We start from the raw sequence: 13,633 nt of genomic DNA on the forward strand, positions 1-13,633 counted from the left end.
TACAACCCTGAGAGGGATTGACGCATAGTGCTCGACGTCAACTTCTTCGATGAGCTCCGGATCGGTCTGGCCACCGCTGACGACATCCGTCAGTGGAGCCACGGCGAGGTCAAGAAGCCCGAGACCATCAACTACCGCACCCTCAAGCCCGAAAAGGACGGACTCTTCTGCGAGAAGATCTTCGGTCCGACCCGGGACTGGGAGTGCTACTGCGGCAAGTACAAGCGTGTCCGCTTCAAGGGCATCATCTGTGAGCGCTGCGGCGTCGAGGTGACTCGCGCCAAGGTGCGTCGTGAGCGGATGGGCCACATCGAGCTGGCCGCGCCTGTCACGCACATCTGGTACTTCAAGGGTGTCCCCTCGCGCCTCGGCTACCTGCTGGACCTGGCGCCGAAGGACCTCGAGAAGGTCATCTACTTCGCGGCGTACATGATCACGTTCGTCGACGAGGAGCGCCGTACCCGCGACCTGCCCTCCCTGGAGGCGCACGTCTCGGTCGAGCGGCAGCAGATCGAGAACCGCCGGGACGCCGACCTGGAGGCCCGCGCCAAGAAGCTCGAGACCGACCTGGCCGAGCTGGAGGCCGAGGGCGCCAAGGCCGACGTGCGCCGCAAGGTGCGCGAGGGCGCCGAGCGTGAGATGAAGCAGCTGCGTGACCGTGCGCAGCGCGAGATCGACCGTCTCGACGAGGTGTGGACCCGGTTCAAGAACCTCAAGGTCCAGGACCTCGAGGGCGACGAGCTCCTCTACCGCGAGCTGCGGGACCGCTTCGGCACGTACTTCGACGGTTCGATGGGTGCCGCGGCGCTGCAGAAGCGCCTGGAGTCCTTCGACCTCGACGAGGAGGCCGAGAAGCTCCGCGAGATCATCCGCACCGGCAAGGGCCAGAAGAAGACCCGTGCGCTGAAGCGGCTGAAGGTCGTGTCTGCCTTCCTGCAGACCTCCAACAGCCCCAAGGGCATGGTCCTCGACTGCGTCCCGGTCATCCCGCCGGACCTTCGCCCGATGGTGCAGCTGGACGGTGGCCGCTTCGCGACCTCCGACCTGAACGACCTGTACCGCCGTGTGATCAACCGCAACAACCGTCTGAAGAGGCTCCTCGACCTCGGCGCGCCCGAGATCATCGTCAACAACGAGAAGCGCATGCTTCAGGAGGCTGTTGACGCCCTCTTCGACAACGGTCGTCGTGGTCGCCCGGTCACCGGTCCGGGTAACCGCCCGCTGAAGTCCCTCAGCGACATGCTGAAGGGTAAGCAGGGTCGATTCCGTCAGAACCTGCTCGGTAAGCGTGTGGACTACTCCGCGCGTTCCGTGATCGTCGTCGGTCCGCAGCTGAAGCTGCACCAGTGCGGTCTGCCCAAGGCGATGGCGCTGGAGCTCTTCAAGCCGTTCGTGATGAAGCGCCTGGTCGACCTGAACCACGCGCAGAACATCAAGAGCGCCAAGCGCATGGTGGAGCGCGGCCGTACGGTCGTGTACGACGTCCTCGAAGAGGTCATCGCCGAGCACCCGGTTCTGCTGAACCGTGCTCCCACCCTGCACCGCCTCGGCATCCAGGCCTTCGAGCCGCAGCTGGTCGAGGGCAAGGCCATCCAGATCCACCCGCTCGTCTGCACCGCGTTCAACGCGGACTTCGACGGTGACCAGATGGCCGTGCACCTGCCGCTGTCCGCGGAGGCGCAGGCCGAGGCCCGCATCCTGATGCTGTCCTCGAACAACATCCTCAAGCCCGCCGACGGCCGTCCGGTGACGATGCCGACCCAGGACATGGTCCTCGGTCTGTTCTTCCTCACCACGGACAGCGAGATGCGGGACGTGAAGGGCGTGGACCGCTCCTTCTCCTCCGTGGCCGAGGCGATCATGGCCTTCGACGCGGGCGAGCTCTCGCTCCAGTCGAAGATCGACATCCGCTTCCCGGTCGGCACCATCCCGCCGCGTGGCTGGACCCCGCCGGCGCAGGAGGAGGGCGAGCCGGAGTGGCAGCAGGGTGACTCGTTCCGTCTGCGGACGACCCTGGGCCGTGCGCTCTTCAACGAGCTGCTGCCCGAGGACTACCCGTTCGTCGACTACGAGGTCGGCAAGAAGCAGCTCTCCGAGATCGTCAACGACCTCGCCGAGCGCTACCCGAAGGTCATCGTGGCGGCGACGCTCGACAACCTGAAGGCGTCCGGCTTCTACTGGGCCACCCGTTCCGGCGTCACCGTCGCCATCTCCGACGTCGTCGTTCCCGAGGCGAAGAAGGAGATCGTCCGCGGTTACGAGGCGCAGGACGAGAAGGTCCAGAAGCAGTACGAGCGCGGTCTGATCACCAAGGACGAGCGTACGCAGGAGCTCATCGCGATCTGGACCAAGGCGACCAACGAGGTCGCCGAGGCGATGAACGAGAACTTCCCGAAGACCAACCCGATCTTCATGATGGTGAACTCGGGTGCACGAGGCAACATGATGCAGATGCGTCAGATTGCCGGTATGCGTGGTCTGGTGTCGAACGCGAAGAACGAGACCATCCCGCGTCCGATCAAGGCCTCGTTCCGTGAGGGTCTGTCCGTGCTGGAGTACTTCATCTCCACGCACGGTGCCCGTAAGGGTCTGGCGGACACCGCCCTGCGTACCGCCGACTCGGGTTACCTGACCCGTCGTCTGGTGGACGTGTCGCAGGACGTCATCATCCGCGAGGAGGACTGCGGCACCGAGCGCGGTCTGAAGCTGAAGATCGCCTACCGCGGTGCCGACGGCGTGCTGCGCAAGGCCGAGGACGTCGAGACCAGCGTCTACGCCCGCATGCTCGCCGAGGACGTCGTCATCGACGGCAAGGTGATCGCGCCGGCCAACGTGGACCTGGGCGACGTGCTCATCGACCAGCTGGTGCACCACGGTGTCGAGGAGGTCAAGACCCGCTCGATCCTGACCTGCGAGTCCCACGTCGGCACCTGCGCCATGTGCTACGGCCGTTCGCTGGCCACCGGCAAGCTGGTCGACATCGGTGAGGCGGTCGGCATCATCGCCGCCCAGTCCATCGGTGAGCCCGGTACCCAGCTGACGATGCGTACCTTCCACACCGGTGGTGTGGCCGGTGACGACATCACCCAGGGTCTGCCGCGTGTCGTCGAGCTCTTCGAGGCCCGTACCCCGAAGGGTGTCGCCCCGATCTCCGAGGCCACCGGCCGCGTGCGGATCGAGGAGACCGAGAAGACCAAGAAGATCGTCGTCACCCCGGACGACGGCAGCGACGAGACGGCGTACCCGATCTCGAAGCGTGCCCGACTCCTGGTCAGCGAGGGCGAGCACGTCGAGGTGGGCCAGAAGCTCACCGTGGGTGCCACCAACCCGCACGACGTGCTGCGCATCCTGGGCCAGCGTGCCGTCCAGGTCCACCTGGTCGGCGAGGTCCAGAAGGTCTACAACTCGCAGGGTGTGTCGATCCACGACAAGCACATCGAGATCATCATCCGGCAGATGCTCCGCCGAGTGACGATCATCGAGTCCGGCGACGCCGAGCTGCTGCCCGGCGAGCTGGTCGAGCGCTCGAAGTTCGAGACCGAGAACCGTCGTGTGGTCCAGGAGGGCGGTCACCCGGCCTCCGGTCGTCCGCAGCTCATGGGTATCACCAAGGCCTCGCTGGCGACCGAGTCGTGGCTCTCCGCGGCGTCCTTCCAGGAGACGACCAGGGTCCTCACGGACGCGGCGATCAACGCCAAGTCCGACTCCCTGATCGGCCTCAAGGAGAACGTCATCATCGGTAAGCTCATCCCTGCCGGTACGGGTCTGTCCCGCTACCGCAACATCCGGGTCGAGCCGACCGAGGAGGCGAAGGCCGCGATGTACTCGGCCGTCGGTTACGACGACATCGACTACTCGCCGTTCGGGACGGGGTCGGGTCAGGCTGTGCCGCTGGAGGACTACGACTACGGGCCGTACAACCAGTAGTCCAGTAACTCCGGTACGGAGTACGACTGTTGACGGGCGGCCACCCTTCGAGGGTGGTCGCCCGTCGGCGTGTTCGCTCACTATGCTCAGTCCCGGTTTGAGCGCCTTCTTCACGCTCGCCTACGGGAGCTATGCCATCGCCCCTTACGCGGACGAGGCACGTCCCTGGCTCGCGCTCGGCGCTACTGCCCTGCTGGCCTTTGGGACGCATCTCTGGTTCCGCTCAGCGAGTACGCCGGTCCTGGGATTCTCCATCACCTTGCCCCTGTCTGCGGGAACTCCGGCAGGCACGAAACGCCTTGGGGTAGCCGCCTTCGGTGCGGCGGTGCCGCTGTCGGTGTGGGCCGCCGGTGCGCCCGCAGCTGCCATGGGGGCTGACCTGCTGTCGAGTGACCGTACGGCTGTGTTCATGTCGGCCTTGCTCATGTCAGTGTTCGGCGGGGGGGATGCTGGCACGGGCTGCCACGGTTCCCGTGCGTCGGGAAATTGAGGCGCTGGAGGACAGCTCCGCCCGCGAGGCCGCCCGGGAGTTCATGAGCGGCGGTCCGGCCATCGGACTTCTGGAACGCGGACTGCTGTTTGCCTTTCTCGCGGCAGGGCAGCCGGAGGCAGCCGCCCTCGTGCTCGCGGCGAAGTCGTTGGCCCGCGTACCGACGGCGGACCACGGCAAGCACGCGTCCAAGTACTTCGCTCGGCTATTGGGCTGCCTGTCCTCTAGTAGACGCGGAGACTCCTTGGAACTGAGCGAGCATCCACTATTGCGTGAACTGTCCTCTCTCAATCTGCCGTCGACGGACTACGTGGTGGCGGGCAGCGGCCCACTGCTCGCGCATGGTCTACGGAGAGAAATCAGTGACCTCGACATCGTGGCCAGGGGCGAAGCGTGGCGCATCGCTCTGAAGGCGGCCGACCCCGTGGCGGCGCCGTCGGGCCACGGCCGCATGGTGTTGCTCTTCGAAGGGGGCATCGAGGTCTTCGACCGCTGGCTGCCGGGCTCGCGTGAGCCCGACGAGATGATCGAAGGCGCCGAGTGGGTGCAAGGATTTCCCTTCTGTCCGCTACGCGAGGTGCTGGCCTGGAAGAAGAGGCTCGGGCGGCAAAAGGATCAAGAAGACGTGAAGCTGATCCGCAACCATCTGCGGCACCCGGGTGTATGAGCCGGCACCCTGCAAAAGAGCATGGTGTGCATCAGGGCGGCCAGCCGCTCGGTTTCGCCTCGCCACCGACGATGTCACCGAGGTCGCGCGGGACGGGACGGGTTCGTAACCATTGGCTGCGAGGGTCGGGACCTTGGTCTAACCGTTCAGGAAGAGCAGCGCATGGCGGACGGCTCGCCCTGCGGGAACGGCACCCTGTCGTCGAAGCCGTCGTCGTCCCACACGCGTGAACCTGAAGGGGACGCGGAGGAAACCGGCGACAATCGGCCGCCGTGGCCGATGTGCTGCGAGGCGCTCACATCGGTCGCCGGTCGCCGGTCGCTGGTCGCCGGTCTTCCGGGTGGGCCCCTTGAGCGTCTCGGGGGGCGACTCCGGCCCCTGCTCGGGCCACACTCGGGGCCCGCCCGGGGGCACAAGCGGGGCAGACTCCGGGGCCGACTCGGGGATATTTCCGGGTGAGACCCCGATGCCACAAATCCTGGTTCGGCGGATGATGGAGGACATGGAGGGACTCCGACCAGTACGGGGGAGGTGCTCCATGACGTATCCGTCGTGGCAGCCCGGGCAGCCGTGGCAGGGAAAGGGTGCGCCGCATCCGTGGCAGGGGGGCGCCGCCCCGCAGCCATGGCCGGGCGGTGGTGCTCCGGCGCCGGTGCCCTGGGGTGGGCAGGGCGGTTCGCACATGCTTGCCTCGCATGCCGATCGTGAGCGGGCCGTGGATGTGCTGCGGGCGGGGTTCGGGGAGGGGCGGCTGGAGCAGCCCGAGTTCGAGAGGCGGGTCGCCCGGGCGTACGCGGCCCGTACGGTGGGTGAGCTGGCCCTGCTCGTCGCCGACCTGCCGCTCGGTCCCGTGCCGCAGCCGGCGCCCGTCACGCCCGTGCCGCGGACCTTCCTGCCGGTGTCGCGCCCGCGGACCAACGCGAAGGCGGTCGGCTCCGCCGTCTGCGGCGTGCTGTGTCTCGTGAGCTTCGGGCTGACCGGGATCCCGGCCGTGGTCCTTGGGCACGCGGCGCGTTCCGAGATACGCAGCACCGGGGAGGGCGGTGACGCGCTCGCGCTCACCGGGCTCGTGCTCGGGTGGCTGTCCACCGCGGGCTGGGCGGTGTTGCTGACGCTGATGATCGTGGCAACCGCCGTGTCCGCCTAGCCTCGTGGGGCGGGCGGTTCGAGGGGTGGCCGGAAGGGTGCGCGGATCGGGGTCTGACGTGGCCGGATCGGTGATTCGAAGATCAAACACGTTGTGTGGTCTTGACATCGGCCGTATGCCGATGCGGGCGGGGTCCATTTGTTTTGACCGCAGCGAATGAGGTAGGTACGCTCAGACCTTGTGCCTGGGGTGTGCCCTGGCTCTCGTGCGTGCCTTCAACCGCATAACGAGCTGTGAGCGGCCACCGTAATCTGTGCTCTTTTCGCCTCGCGGCGGAAGTCCGCCGGATTCGACACACCCGACCGCGTGGGTCGGCGACGTTCCAGGTTAGCTTCACCATTCGGCACACAGAAACCGGAGAAGTAGTGCCTACGATCCAGCAGCTGGTCCGTAAGGGCCGGCAGGACAAGGTCGAGAAGAACAAGACGCCCGCACTCGAGGGTTCCCCTCAGCGTCGTGGCGTCTGCACGCGTGTGTTCACGACCACCCCGAAGAAGCCGAACTCGGCCCTGCGTAAGGTCGCGCGTGTGCGTCTGACCAGCGGGATCGAGGTCACCGCTTACATTCCGGGTGAGGGACACAACCTGCAGGAGCACTCCATCGTGCTCGTGCGCGGCGGCCGTGTGAAGGACCTGCCGGGTGTTCGCTACAAGATCATCCGTGGTTCGCTTGACACCCAGGGTGTCAAGAACCGCAAGCAGGCCCGCAGCCGCTACGGCGCCAAGAAGGAGAAGTAAGAATGCCTCGTAAGGGCCCCGCCCCGAAGCGCCCGGTCATCATCGACCCGGTCTACGGTTCTCCTCTTGTCACGTCGCTCATCAACAAGGTGCTGCTGAACGGCAAGCGCTCCACCGCCGAGCGCATCGTCTACGGCGCCATGGAGGGCCTGCGCGAGAAGACCGGCAACGACCCGGTCATCACGCTGAAGCGCGCTCTCGAGAACATCAAGCCGACCCTCGAGGTCAAGTCCCGCCGTGTCGGTGGCGCCACCTACCAGGTCCCGGTCGAGGTCAAGCCCGGCCGTGCCAACACCCTGGCGCTGCGCTGGCTCGTGGGCTACTCCCGCGCCCGTCGCGAGAAGACCATGACCGAGCGTCTGCTCAACGAGCTCCTCGACGCCAGCAACGGCCTCGGTGCCGCTGTGAAGAAGCGTGAGGACACGCACAAGATGGCCGAGTCCAACAAGGCCTTCGCGCACTACCGCTGGTAGTCGCAGACCCCATCGAGACCGAGAGAAGACTGAAGCCTTATGGCTACCACTTCGCTTGACCTGGCCAGGGTCCGCAACATCGGGATCATGGCCCACATCGACGCGGGCAAGACGACCACCACCGAGCGGATCCTGTTCTACACCGGCGTTTCGTACAAGATCGGTGAAGTCCACGACGGCGCTGCCACCATGGACTGGATGGAGCAGGAGCAGGAGCGTGGCATCACGATCACGTCTGCTGCGACCACCTGTCACTGGCCGCTCGAGGACAACGACTACACCATCAACATCATCGACACCCCCGGGCACGTCGACTTCACCGTCGAGGTGGAGCGCTCCCTGCGCGTGCTCGACGGTGCCGTGACGGTGTTCGACGGTGTCGCCGGTGTCGAGCCGCAGTCCGAGACGGTGTGGCGTCAGGCCGACCGTTACGGCGTGCCGCGCATCTGCTTCGTCAACAAGCTGGACCGTACCGGCGCCGAGTTCCACCGCTGCGTGGACATGATCTCGGACCGCCTGGGCGCCCAGCCGCTCGTCATGCAGCTTCCGATCGGCGCCGAGGCCGACTTCAAGGGCGTCGTGGACCTGGTCCGCATGAAGGCGCTCGTGTGGTCCGCCGAGGCCGCCAAGGGCGAGATGTACGACGTCGTCGACATCCCGGCCACGCACACCGAGGCTGCCGAGGAGTGGCGCGGCAAGCTGCTCGAGGCCGTCGCGGAGAACGACGAAGAGATCATGGAGCTGTACCTGGAGGGCGAGGAGCCCTCCGAGGAGCAGCTGTACGCCGCGATCCGTCGCATCACCATCGCGTCCGGCAAGTCCAGCGACACCACGGTCACCCCGGTGTTCTGTGGCACCGCGTTCAAGAACAAGGGCGTCCAGCCCCTGCTCGACGCGGTCGTGCGCTACCTCCCCACCCCGCTTGACGTCGAGGCCATCGAGGGCCACGCCGTCAACGACCCGGAGGAGGTCGTCAAGCGCAAGCCGTCCGACGACGAGCCGCTGTCCGCGCTGGCGTTCAAGATCATGAGCGACCCGCACCTCGGCAAGCTCACCTTCGTCCGGGTCTACTCGGGCCGCCTGGAGTCCGGCACCGCGGTGCTGAACTCCGTCAAGGGCAAGAAGGAGCGCATCGGCAAGATCTACCGCATGCACGCGAACAAGCGTGAGGAGATCGACTCGGTGGGCGCCGGCGACATCGTCGCCGTCATGGGCCTGAAGCAGACCACCACGGGTGAGACGCTCGCCGACGACAAGCAGCCGGTGATCCTGGAGTCCATGGACTTCCCGGCGCCGGTCATCCAGGTCGCCATCGAGCCCAAGTCCAAGGGTGACCAGGAGAAGCTGGGTGTCGCCATCCAGCGTCTCGCGGAGGAGGACCCCTCCTTCCAGGTCCACTCGGACGAGGAGACCGGCCAGACCATCATCGGTGGTATGGGCGAGCTGCACCTCGAGGTGCTGGTCGACCGTATGCGCCGTGAGTTCAAGGTCGAGGCCAACGTCGGCAAGCCGCAGGTCGCCTACCGCGAGACGATCCGCAAGGCCGTCGAGCGCGTCGACTACACGCACAAGAAGCAGACTGGTGGAACCGGCCAGTTCGCCAAGGTGCAGATCGCGATCGAGCCGATCGAGGGCGGCGACGCCTCGTACGAGTTCGTGAACAAGGTGACCGGTGGTCGTATCCCGAAGGAGTACATCCCTTCGGTCGACGCCGGTGCGCAGGAGGCCATGCAGTTCGGCATCCTCGCCGGGTACGAGATGACGGGCGTCCGCGTCACGCTTCTCGACGGTGCCTACCACGAGGTCGACTCCTCCGAGCTCGCGTTCAAGATCGCCGGCTCGCAGGCCTTCAAGGAGGCCGCGCGCAAGGCCAGCCCCGTGCTGCTCGAGCCGATGATGGCCGTCGAGGTCACCACGCCCGAGGACTACATGGGTGAGGTCATCGGCGACATCAACTCCCGCCGTGGCCAGATCCAGGCCATGGAGGAGCGGGCCGGTGCCCGCGTCGTGAAGGGCCTCGTGCCCCTCTCGGAGATGTTCGGTTACGTCGGCGACCTGCGCAGCAAGACGTCCGGCCGGGCCAGCTACTCCATGCAGTTCGACTCCTACGCCGAGGTTCCGCGGAACGTCGCCGAGGAGATCATCGCGAAGGCCAAGGGCGAGTAACACACCGCGTTCAACGCGCTGCGTTCACACGCTTTAGGCTTGACTCCGGAGCCTGCAGGGGCATTCACCCGCATTCGTGGGGGAATGCCCTCGGGCCCGGGCTTTCCAGCAAAGATCACCTGGCGCCGATGAAGCAAGGCGTTCAGAACCACTCCACAGGAGGACCCCGTGGCGAAGGCGAAGTTCGAGCGGACTAAGCCCCACGTCAACATCGGCACCATCGGTCACATCGACCACGGTAAGACGACCCTCACGGCCGCCATTACCAAGGTGCTGCACGACGCGTACCCGGACCTGAACGAGGCCTCGGCCTTCGACCAGATCGACAAGGCTCCTGAGGAGCGCCAGCGCGGTATCACCATCTCCATCGCGCACGTCGAGTACCAGACCGAGACGCGTCACTACGCCCACGTCGACTGCCCCGGTCACGCGGACTACATCAAGAACATGATCACGGGTGCGGCGCAGATGGACGGCGCCATCCTCGTTGTCGCCGCCACCGACGGCCCGATGCCGCAGACCAAGGAGCACGTGCTCCTGGCCCGCCAGGTCGGCGTTCCGTACATCGTCGTCGCCCTGAACAAGGCCGACATGGTGGACGACGAGGAGATCCTGGAGCTCGTCGAGCTCGAGGTCCGTGAGCTTCTCTCCGAGTACGAGTTCCCGGGCGACGACCTGCCGGTCGTCAAGGTCTCGGCGCTCAAGGCCCTCGAGGGCGACAAGGAGTGGGGCAACACCGTCCTCGAGCTCATGAAGGCCGTGGACGAGAACATCCCGCAGCCCGAGCGTGACGTCGACAAGCCGTTCCTGATGCCGATCGAGGACGTCTTCACGATCACCGGTCGCGGTACGGTCGTCACCGGCCGTATCGAGCGTGGTGTCCTCAAGGTCAACGAGACCGTCGACATCGTGGGCATCAAGCAGGAGAAGACCACCACCACGGTCACCGGCATCGAGATGTTCCGCAAGCTGCTCGACGAGGGCCAGGCCGGTGAGAACGTCGGTCTGCTCCTCCGTGGCATCAAGCGCGAGGACGTCGAGCGCGGCCAGGTCATCATCAAGCCCGGTTCGGTCACGCCGCACACCGAGTTCGAGGCCCAGGCCTACATCCTGTCCAAGGACGAGGGTGGCCGCCACACGCCGTTCTTCAACAACTACCGTCCGCAGTTCTACTTCCGTACGACGGACGTGACCGGCGTTGTGACCCTCCCCGAGGGCACCGAGATGGTCATGCCGGGTGACAACACCGAGATGAAGGTGGAGCTCATCCAGCCCGTCGCCATGGAAGAGGGCCTGAAGTTCGCCATCCGTGAGGGTGGCCGGACGGTCGGCGCCGGCCAGGTCACCAAGATCAACAAGTAAGCTTGTTGGTTTGACCTGGTAGCTCCAGCGCGAGCTCCTGAAGGGGCCCGTACGACTTCGGTCGTGCGGGCCCTTTCGCGCGTGGGGCCCGGGAAGCCCCCACGCGCTGCCTGTCAGGTCGGTCCTGCACTACCGGCCTGAGTCGGTGTCAGGTGTTGGTGGTGGCGCCGTTGTCGCCGTTGTAGGGGGAGTCGATGACGCAGAAGTCGACGTGGCTGAGGTCGTAGTAGGTCTGCCCCTGGTTCATCGGGTTGATCGGAGCGTGGAGGACTTCGTCCGAGCCGATGCCCTCGGGCCGGTAGTCGTAGAAGTTGGCGTTCGGTCCGCCCTTGACGATGACGCCGATGGTGGCGAACTCGCCGTTGATTCTGAAGTTGAAGGTCGGCCCGGCTGCCGTGGGCACGAGCGTGATGGTGACCGACCCATTGAGCGGCGACGGGAAGTTGTGTGTCCCCGCAGTCACCGGCTCGACCTTGAACGGATCGAAGGAGCAGTTGAAGTCGCCGAAGCCCAGTTGCTCCAGGTCTTCGAAGGTCGGGTTGCCGCCGGGCACCTGTTCGGCGGTGATTTCGATCGGCTGCACTCCCGACGCGCTGGGAGCGCCCGCCTGGGCCGACGCGGGGCTGCTGGCGACGCCGACGGCCAGTGTTGCGGCGAGGCCGGCGCCGCCGACCCGCATGCCCCATCTCGACTTTCGAGACTGCGTAGCTACTCGCATAACGAGCAGTCCTCCTTGTTCTTCTGGGTACCAGGCCTCCGGTACCGGATCTCGCCCGCGCGGACTCTCGCCCCTTTTGTTGGCGATTCGAGTCCTGGCTTCCATCCGCCGTCGGGCAGTCTGATCTTTTGCATAATCAGACTGCGGACAGTCGCCGAAGAGCCTTCTGCCTAGGCCATCCGAGTCCCAGAGCACCGGAAAGGCGGAGTGCGCCCGTGAGCACTCCGCTCGACCGGTCAGCCGCATCTGGGTACAAAGCGTGTAAGTAGGACATACCTAAAAAGAGTTGATATAGGCTCACATGCGGCGCGTGAGCTGCTCCCATCTCTCCGAAGCGGCCGCGCCTTCGTCGTTGTCGGGTGCCGGGGCCACAGGGAGAACCATGCGGCAGTTCACCAGCGCGGTGTCGGGACGGGCCGTCCCTCTCGCACCGCAAAGGACGACTTCGCGCACAGGGCAGAGGGACGGGTGGTACGTACCGGTCGCGGTCGTGGCCGACTCGGCCGCGGTGGCAGTGCCGACGATGGCGGTGTTGTCCGCGATCGGGGAGGCCCATGCCGTGCACCGGGCCGCGGTGATCACCGTTGTCTGGGTGCTCGTTCGCCTCGCCGCCAGGCGCTACGCCCCCTGGACCTGGGACGAAGGTGTCCCCGTCGGGTCGGTCCTGCGGGACTGGCTGGTGCTGCTCGGCGCCCTGACCGCGCTGCGTGCCGTGTCGGGGATCGGGAGCCCGCCCGCGGCGGAGTTCGTCGCGCTGTGCCCGTCGTTGCTCGTGACCGTGGTCTGCCGCAAGGCGGTCCACCGGCGTCTGATGGCCGTACGACGACGTGCCCGGGCGCTCCGCCGGGTCCTGGTCGTCGGTGAGGCCGCGACGGTGGATGCCGTGGTCGGACAACTCGCCGAGCGCACCGAGCACGGGTACGTGGTGGTCGGGGTCTGTGTGGTGGGCGAGGGCGACGTCCCGTCCGGTGTGCCGGTGTTCACGCGGCTTCGGGCCGACGAGCCGACCGCCTTCGACGAGGATGCCGGGCTCGTGGCGGAAGCGGCCGAGGCGCTCGGGGCCGACCTGGTCTTCGCCGCCGCGGGCAGATACATGTCCGGTCACCGGCTCCGGCGGCTGTCCTGGGCCCTGCACGACCGTGGCTGCCCGCTCATGGTTCTGCCGGGCATCGTCGAGGTGGTCCGGCGCAGGGTCCGGCTCACCTCGGCGGCCGGGCTCACGCTGCTGGACATCTCGCCGCCGACGCGGCGCGGCCTGCCGATGATCCTGAAGGCCGTGACGGACCAGGTGGGCGCGCTCGTCCTGCTCGTCGCGCTGGCTCCGGTGTTCGGCCTTCTGGCGCTCGCGGTCCGCGTGGGTTCGGCCGGGCCCGTGATCTTCCGTCAGACACGTGTCGGCCGGAATGGCGAGCAGTTTCCCATGTGGAAGTTCCGGACCATGGTCGTGGGTGCCGACCGGATGAAAGGGGACCTGGCGACCGCGAACGAACACGACGGCCATATGTTCAAGCTGCGCCGGGATCCACGCATTACGCCGATCGGCCGCTTTCTGCGTCGCTATTCCCTGGACGAGCTTCCCCAGTTGGTCAATGTCCTGCTCGGCCATATGTCACTGGTGGGCCCCCGCCCGCCACTGCCCGAGGAAGTCGCCCGATACGACCGGGTGGAGATGCGCCGGCTGAGCGTCAAACCCGGCCTCACGGGACTGTGGCAGGTGAGCGGACGGTCCGATCTCTCCTGGCACGAGACGGTCTCGCTGGATCTGCAGTACGTGGACAACTGGTCATGGGGCTGGGACATGTCGGTCATGGCCCGCACGGTCCGTGCCGTACTGGACGGACGCGGAGCCTACTGACCCGTCGGCGACTCCATGCGGCCTAGTTTGCCGACAACACGCTTATATAAGCCCGTAGATATAAGCATTTCATGGAAACTCTCCTATAGAT

At 66.3% G+C, this 13,633-nt stretch carries 9 protein-coding genes; 8 read left to right on the top strand and 1 reads right to left on the bottom strand.

Annotated features, from left to right (window positions below; genetic code table 11):
• The first annotated feature begins 27 nt into the window (after positions 1-27).
• The 7 genes from EJ357_RS27585 to tuf all read left to right on the top strand — a co-directional run bounded on the left by EJ357_RS27585 (position 28) and on the right by tuf (position 10,969).
• The gene (locus EJ357_RS27585; protein WP_126394252.1) at positions 28-3,927 is read left to right on the top strand and encodes a DNA-directed RNA polymerase subunit beta'; all 3,900 of its coding nucleotides are present in this window, start codon (positions 28-30) and stop codon (positions 3,925-3,927) included.
• A gap of 446 nt (positions 3,928-4,373) precedes the next feature.
• Complete coding sequence (locus tag EJ357_RS27590; RefSeq protein WP_126394253.1) at positions 4,374-5,084, top strand: hypothetical protein; 711 nt, start codon at positions 4,374-4,376, stop codon at positions 5,082-5,084.
• A gap of 538 nt (positions 5,085-5,622) precedes the next feature.
• Positions 5,623-6,231 carry a DUF1707 and DUF4190 domain-containing protein gene (locus EJ357_RS27595; RefSeq protein ID WP_126394254.1) on the top strand — a complete coding sequence of 203 codons (609 nt, stop codon included), beginning with the start codon at positions 5,623-5,625 and terminating at the stop codon, positions 6,229-6,231.
• A 365-nt stretch (positions 6,232-6,596) separates the two neighbouring features.
• Positions 6,597-6,968 (top strand): 30S ribosomal protein S12, encoded by a 372-nt coding sequence (gene rpsL / locus EJ357_RS27600; protein WP_003948652.1) that lies wholly within the window; start codon positions 6,597-6,599, stop codon positions 6,966-6,968.
• Between the two features lie 2 nt (positions 6,969-6,970).
• On the top strand, positions 6,971-7,441 hold the full coding sequence (rpsG, locus tag EJ357_RS27605; RefSeq protein WP_003998848.1) for a 30S ribosomal protein S7: 471 nt from the start codon (positions 6,971-6,973) through the stop codon (positions 7,439-7,441).
• Between the two features lie 39 nt (positions 7,442-7,480).
• Entirely contained in the window at positions 7,481-9,607 is a 2,127-nt protein-coding gene (gene fusA / locus EJ357_RS27610) for an elongation factor G (RefSeq protein WP_126394255.1), read from the top strand.
• A 168-nt stretch (positions 9,608-9,775) separates the two neighbouring features.
• Positions 9,776-10,969 (top strand): elongation factor Tu, encoded by a 1,194-nt coding sequence (gene tuf, locus EJ357_RS27615; protein WP_030046358.1) that lies wholly within the window; start codon positions 9,776-9,778, stop codon positions 10,967-10,969.
• 148 nt (positions 10,970-11,117) lie between these two features.
• Here tuf and EJ357_RS27620 read toward each other — a convergent pair whose 3' ends face one another.
• Positions 11,118-11,687: a hypothetical protein gene (locus EJ357_RS27620; protein ID WP_145978903.1), complete on the bottom strand. Its 570-nt coding sequence runs from the start codon at positions 11,685-11,687 to the stop codon at positions 11,118-11,120.
• A 523-nt stretch (positions 11,688-12,210) separates the two neighbouring features.
• Between EJ357_RS27620 and EJ357_RS27625 the strand changes: the two genes are divergently transcribed.
• Positions 12,211-13,542, top strand: a complete 1,332-nt coding sequence (locus tag EJ357_RS27625) for a sugar transferase (RefSeq protein WP_228473202.1) — start codon at positions 12,211-12,213, stop codon at positions 13,540-13,542.
• Positions 13,543-13,633: the final 91 nt, after the last annotated feature.

The sequence above is a fragment of the Streptomyces cyaneochromogenes genome (genome assembly GCF_003963535.1).
Lineage (GTDB): Bacteria > Actinomycetota > Actinomycetes > Streptomycetales > Streptomycetaceae > Streptomyces > Streptomyces shaanxiensis.

Excerpts from the sequence above, each read along its gene's own strand:
- EJ357_RS27590 (WP_126394253.1), top strand. The coding sequence starts at position 4,374 with ATGCTGGCACGGGCTGCCACGGTTCCCGTGCGTCGGGAAATTGAGGCG.
- EJ357_RS27595 (WP_126394254.1), top strand. The coding sequence starts at position 5,623 with ATGACGTATCCGTCGTGGCAGCCCGGGCAGCCGTGGCAGGGAAAGGGT.
- rpsG (WP_003998848.1), top strand. The coding sequence starts at position 6,971 with ATGCCTCGTAAGGGCCCCGCCCCGAAGCGCCCGGTCATCATCGACCCG.
- fusA (WP_126394255.1), top strand. The coding sequence starts at position 7,481 with ATGGCTACCACTTCGCTTGACCTGGCCAGGGTCCGCAACATCGGGATC.
- EJ357_RS27620 (WP_145978903.1), bottom strand. The coding sequence starts at position 11,687 with ATGCGAGTAGCTACGCAGTCTCGAAAGTCGAGATGGGGCATGCGGGTC.
- EJ357_RS27625 (WP_228473202.1), top strand. The coding sequence starts at position 12,211 with ATGGCGGTGTTGTCCGCGATCGGGGAGGCCCATGCCGTGCACCGGGCC.